General features: G+C 70.8%; 2 protein-coding genes and 3 pseudogenes. 2 read left to right on the forward strand and 3 right to left on the reverse strand.

From position 1 onward, the window contains the following. Window positions 1-403, forward strand: a pseudogene (locus AC27KI_RS18290) (hypothetical protein); the annotation flags it as partial. A gap of 19 nt (window positions 404-422) precedes the next feature. On the opposite strand, the pseudogene AC27KI_RS18295 reads toward AC27KI_RS18290, so the two are convergent. Beyond that, window positions 423-1,357: pseudogene (locus AC27KI_RS18295) on the reverse strand (LysR family transcriptional regulator). A gap of 158 nt (window positions 1,358-1,515) precedes the next feature. Here AC27KI_RS18295 and AC27KI_RS18300 point away from each other — a divergent pair. Next, window positions 1,516-3,107, forward strand: a pseudogene (locus AC27KI_RS18300) (ABC transporter substrate-binding protein). Between the two features lie 126 nt (window positions 3,108-3,233). On the opposite strand, the gene AC27KI_RS18305 reads toward AC27KI_RS18300, so the two are convergent. Then, window positions 3,234-3,842 carry a glutathione S-transferase family protein gene (locus AC27KI_RS18305; RefSeq protein ID WP_284430302.1) on the reverse strand — a complete coding sequence of 203 codons (609 nt, stop codon included), beginning with the start codon at window positions 3,840-3,842 and terminating at the stop codon, window positions 3,234-3,236. Window positions 3,843-3,978: 136 nt separating this feature from the next. Beyond that, window positions 3,979-4,956, reverse strand: coding sequence for a 2-dehydropantoate 2-reductase (locus AC27KI_RS18310; RefSeq protein ID WP_284410538.1), 978 nt, complete (start codon window positions 4,954-4,956; stop codon window positions 3,979-3,981). Between the last annotated feature and the right edge of the window lie 153 nt (window positions 4,957-5,109).

The following is a 5,109-nucleotide window of genomic DNA, read 5'->3' on the forward strand; positions in this document are numbered from 1 at the left end:
CGAGGGCGTGGGGAGCGGCCTGGGCGAGGGCCTGGGCGATGTGGCCGGCGGGGCGCTGGAGGCCGCCAGCGGTGCGGACGAGGGCGCGGTGGTGATCGTGCCCGTGGTGGCCATCTTCCTCATCGGCGCGGCCATCGTGCTGGGCGCGGGAGCGCTCGCGCTGCTGTACTTCGGCTTCGACGTGCTGCTGGCCGTAGCGGTGGAACTGGCGTTCTCGTATGCCACCGCGCGCGCCGCGATGGGCGTGGAGCGGGCCGGCTGGCTCTCGGCCGCGGTGCGGCTGACCTGGAAGCCGCTGCTCGGCGCACTGCTGTGCGCGGTGGTGCTGGGCGCGGCCATCGACCGCTTCGTGCCGCAGGCCAACTCCCTGCCCGAAGCCGTGCGCCTGCTGCGCGCGCGCTGAAGCCCGCGGGGGCCGGGTTCTACTTCGGCGCGTGCAGCAGCCGCAGGAACGCCTGGGCCGGCGGGCTCAGCGGCCGGTCGGCCGCACCAGGCTGCCGTAGGCCTCCAGCGTGTGCTGGAAGCGGTAGGGCAGCACGTGCAGCAGGCCGTGCTCTGCATCGCGCTGCGCCACGGCCTGCGGGATCACCCCGATCAGTTCGGAGCGCCGCACCAGGTTGATGGTGGTGAGGATGGAGCCGGTCTCGATCAGCCCCTGCGGCAGCGCCGCGCCGTGGTCCTTGAACTCCTGCGCGATCAGGTCGCGCATGGGGCTGCCGGCCGGCTGCAGCACCCACGGAAAATCGAGCAGCGCCGCGAAGCCCACGCGCGCCTTGCCCGCCAGGGGATGGCCGTTGCGCACCACCACCGCCAGGCCTTCGCCGTCGATGGGCTGGAAGGTGCAGTCCCGGCCCGAATCGCCGGAACGCCGGCCCACGACCACTTCGAGCACGCCCTCGCGCAGCTGCGCCAGCAGCCGGTCGCTCGTGTCCACGGCGATCTCCAGCGCCAGCAGCGGGAACACCGCCTTCAGCCCGAGCAGCGCGTCGGTCAGCCGACCCGGCGAGGCCGCCATGATGCTGCCGACCGACAGCTTGCCCGCGCTGCCCAGCCGCATCTCGCTGAGTTCGCGGTTCAGCGCTTCCATGCTGCCGCGGATGCTGCGAAAGTAGCCGGTCACCCGCTCGCCCGCGGCGTTCAGCCGCAGGCCGCGGCCCACCCGGTCGAACAGCGGCTGGCCGAGGGCGGCCTCCAGTTCGTGGAGCATCTTGGTCGCGGCCGGCTGGCTCAGGCCCAGCGCGCCCGCAGCCGCGCGCAGCGTGCGGTGCTCGGCGATGGCCAGCATCAGAGCGACCTGCCGCATGCGCAGCCGGTTGAGCAGCTGCGGGGTGCTTTCCTGCGGATCGATGGAGCCCATGGGGGATGGCCTGTGTGAGGGGTGGAAGGCAACGCGACGGGCCCCTGAATTTACCCGGCCGCGGGGCCTGCATAACGTTAGAACCACAAAGTCGTTCGCCACGCGGAGGGCCGCGGGCATAGTGGCCGCACTCTTCGTTGCTTCAGGGCCTTTGCACCATGCGTTTTTCGCTTTCCCTCGCGGCCACCCTGGCCGCTGCCGCCTTCACCGTGGCCACGCCGCTGGCCGCGCAGGCCGCCACCTTCCGCTTCGCCCGCTCGGCCGACGTGTCCTCCTGGGACATCCACGCGCAGAACGTGGGCGTGAACAACGCGCTGCATTCGGCCGTGTACGAAACGCTGGTCGAATACAACAGCAAGACCTTCAAGCCCGAGCCGCAGCTGGCCACCGCCTGGAAGCGGGTCAGCCCCACGCAGCTGCGCATCACGCTGCGCCAGGGCGTGAAGTTCAGCGACGGCTCCGCCCTCACGGCCGACGACGTGAAGTTCTCGCTGGAGCGCGCCAAGGCCAAGACCTCCAACTACGCGGTGTACACGCAGGGCATCGACCGCGTGGACGTGGTGGACGCGAACACCCTGGACATCTTCTCCGAGGTGCCCAACCCGGTGCTGGTCAACCAGCTCACCGAGCTGCGCATCATGAGCAAGCCCTGGGCCGAGAAGAACAACGCCACGGCCCCGAAGGACATCAAAACCAGCGACGAGCCCTACACCCACCGCAACACGCTGGGCACGGGCCCGTTCGTGCTCAAGTCCTGGGCGCCCGACCAGCGCCTGGTGCTGGCGGCCAATCCCCACTGGTGGGGCAAGGGCCAATTCGGCGGCAACGTGACCGACGTGGTCTACACGCCCATCAAGTCCGATGCCACGCGCACGGCGGCGCTGCTGTCGGGCGAGGTGGACTTCGTGCTCGACCCCAGCCTGCAGGACGTGCCCCGCATCCGCCAGCAGCCGCAGCTGAAGGTGCTGGACGGCGCCGAGAACCGCACCATCTTCCTGGGCCTGGACCAGTTCCGCGACGAGCTGCAGAACTCCAGCGTGAAGGGCAAGAACCCGCTCAAGGACGTGCGCGTGCGCAAGGCGCTCTACCAGGCCATCGACATCAACGCCATCCAGCGCGTGGTGCTGCGCGGCCTGGCCCAGCCCACCGGCGCGATCATCGCGCGGCAGGTGAACGGCTGGACCCCGAAGGCCGACGTGCGCTGGCCCTACGACCCCGCCGCCGCGCAGAAGCTGCTGGCCGAGGCCGGCTACCCGCAGGGCTTCGACGTGGACTTCGCCTGCAGCGCGGGCCGCTACATCAACGACGAGCAGCTGTGCCAGGCCATCACCGCCCAGTGGGCCAAGGTGGGCGTGAAAGCCAGGCTGCGCTCGCTGCCGTTCGCCACGTACTTCCCGATGATCCAGCGCAACGAGGCCAGCATCTACCTGCTGGGCTGGGGCGTGCCGACGTTCGACGCGTTCTATTCGCTGCAGTCGCTGATCCGCTCGCCCGGTGCCGGCGGCGACGGCAACTTCAACCTGGGCCGCTTCAGCGACCCGCAGCAGGACGCGCTGATCGAGCGCATCAAGAAGGAAACCGACGCCGCCACGCGCAACAGCCTGATCGAGCAGCGCTGGTGCAGGACCACCAGCTCATCTCGCACATCCCGCTGTACAACCAGGTGATCCCCTGGGCGGCCTCGCAGAAGGTGGAGATCATCCACCGCGCGGACAACCGCATCGACTGGCGCCTGCTGAAGGTCAACTGAGCCGCCAGGCCATATCGTTGCCGGTCATCGCGCCCGGCCTTCACGAACCGCCCCGCGGGCCGCCCGGCCCCGGGGCTTTTTCTCGAGGGGCGCCGCCTCGCGCGGCACCCGCCCCCCCGCAGGACATCAATCCAACGACCGCTGCACCGCCGGCCGCGCCGCCACGCGCTGCGCGTGCGCATGCACCTTGGGGAACCGGGCGATGTCCACGCCATCGCTTTGCAGCCATCCACCGATGGTGAACAGGTAGCCGTCGCTCACCGAATAGGCGTCGCCCAGCACCCACGGCCCCTGCAGCTGCTGCTCGATCAGCGCGAAGCATTCGGTCATGTTGGCGCCGACCTTGCGCTGCATCGCGGCGATGGCCTCGGGCTCGTCGGCCCAGCGGCTGGCGCGGGGCCGGTGGGCATGGGCCACGTGCACGGTGGAGGCGAGGTAGCTGTTGAACTCCTGCATCCGCGCGAACCCGTGGGGATCGGTGGGCGCCAGCCGCGCGTCAGGGAACCGCTGGGCCACATAGGCCAGCAGCGCGGGCGTCTCGGTCAGCACGCCCTGCTCGGTGACCAGGGCCGGCACGCGGCCCTTGGGGTTGATGGCCAGGTACTCGGGCGTGCGCTGCTGCTGCGCCTTGAAGTCCATGCGCTCCAGCGCGTGATCGGCGCCGGCTTCGTTCAGCGCGATGCGAACGGCCTGCGCGCAGGTGCCGGGGGCGTAGTAGAGGGTCAGCGAGGCCATGGGGGCTCCAGTGGGTTGGCGATGGGAAAAGGAACGGCCGCCGCCTGCGGCCTCGTGGTTTCAAGCCAAAAACCTCGGGAAGGCAATGGGTACTAGGGCGTCTTGCTATGGTTTTTGATATGCCCGTCCGTGCGTATCAGTGCAGGCCACGCACCCGCGCCATCAGCCGCACCAGGCCCAGCAGGGCGTCGGTGTGCGGCGTGGGCACAGCGGTGAGGCGGCCCAGCTCGTGCACCGCGCCCACCAGGGCGTCGATCTCCAGCGGCTTGCCGGCCTCCACGTCCTGCAGCATCGAGGTCTTGAACGCGCCCAGCTTGCGGGTGACGGCGTGGCGGTCTTCGGGCTGCTGGTCGATCGGCAGGCCCAGCCGTTCGCCGATGGCCTTGGCCTCGCGCATCACGTCGGAGATGAAGGTGCGCACCAGGTCGTCGTCGAGGATGCGGTCGGTGGTGGCACCGGTGAGCGCGCTGATGGGGTTGACCGTCAGGTTGCCCCAGAGCTTGAACCACACGTCCTGCTGGATGCGGGAGGACACTTCGGCCTCGATGCCGCCGCGCCGCAGCGTGTCGGCCAGTGCCTGCAGCCGCGGCGTGGGCGCGCCGGCGGGCTCGCCCAGGATGAGCCGGTTGCCGAAGTGGTGGCGCACCACTCCGGGCGCGTCGAGCGAGCAACTGGTGTGGACCACGCCGCCGATCACCTGGCCGGCCGGCACGGCACGCGCCATGGCGCCCGAGGGGTCGACCGACTGCAGCGCCTGGCCTTGTGCGGGGCCGCCGCAGCCGTCGAGGAACCACCACGGCACGCCGTTCATGGCCGTGAGCACCAGCGTGTGGGGGCCGATCAGCGGCGCGATGCGGGCGGACACGTCGGGCAGGGCCGGGGCCTTGACGGCCAGCACCACCAGGTCCTGCACGCCCAGGGCGGCCGGATCGTCGTGCGCGCGCACCGGCGTGGCGTGCACGGAACCATCGGGTTGAACGAGGCGCAGGCCCTGCGCATCGAGGGCCTGCCGCGTGGCGCCGCGCGCCACCATGGACACATCGCCGCCTGCTCGCGCCAGCGCCACGGCGAGCCAGCCGCCGATGGCGCCCGCGCCATAGATACATGCCTTCATCGAAACATCCGCCTCTGCAGGGACCGGCCGAACCGCCGCGAAGCGGTGGATGTTAAGCGCTCCCCGCGGCGTGCGCCGGGGGAGGCGGCAGGGGCGCGGTCAGCGCGCGATCACTTGGCGTCGCTGGCCGGCTCGGAGGCCGCGGTGGCCGGC

The sequence above is a fragment of the Acidovorax sp. KPB24-03 genome (assembly GCF_057546605.1).

Excerpts from the sequence above, each read along its gene's own strand:
- AC27KI_RS18305 (WP_284430302.1), bottom strand. The coding sequence starts at position 3,842 with ATGGCCTCGCTGACCCTCTACTACGCCCCCGGCACCTGCGCGCAGGCC.
- AC27KI_RS18310 (WP_284410538.1), bottom strand. The coding sequence starts at position 4,956 with ATGAAGGCATGTATCTATGGCGCGGGCGCCATCGGCGGCTGGCTCGCC.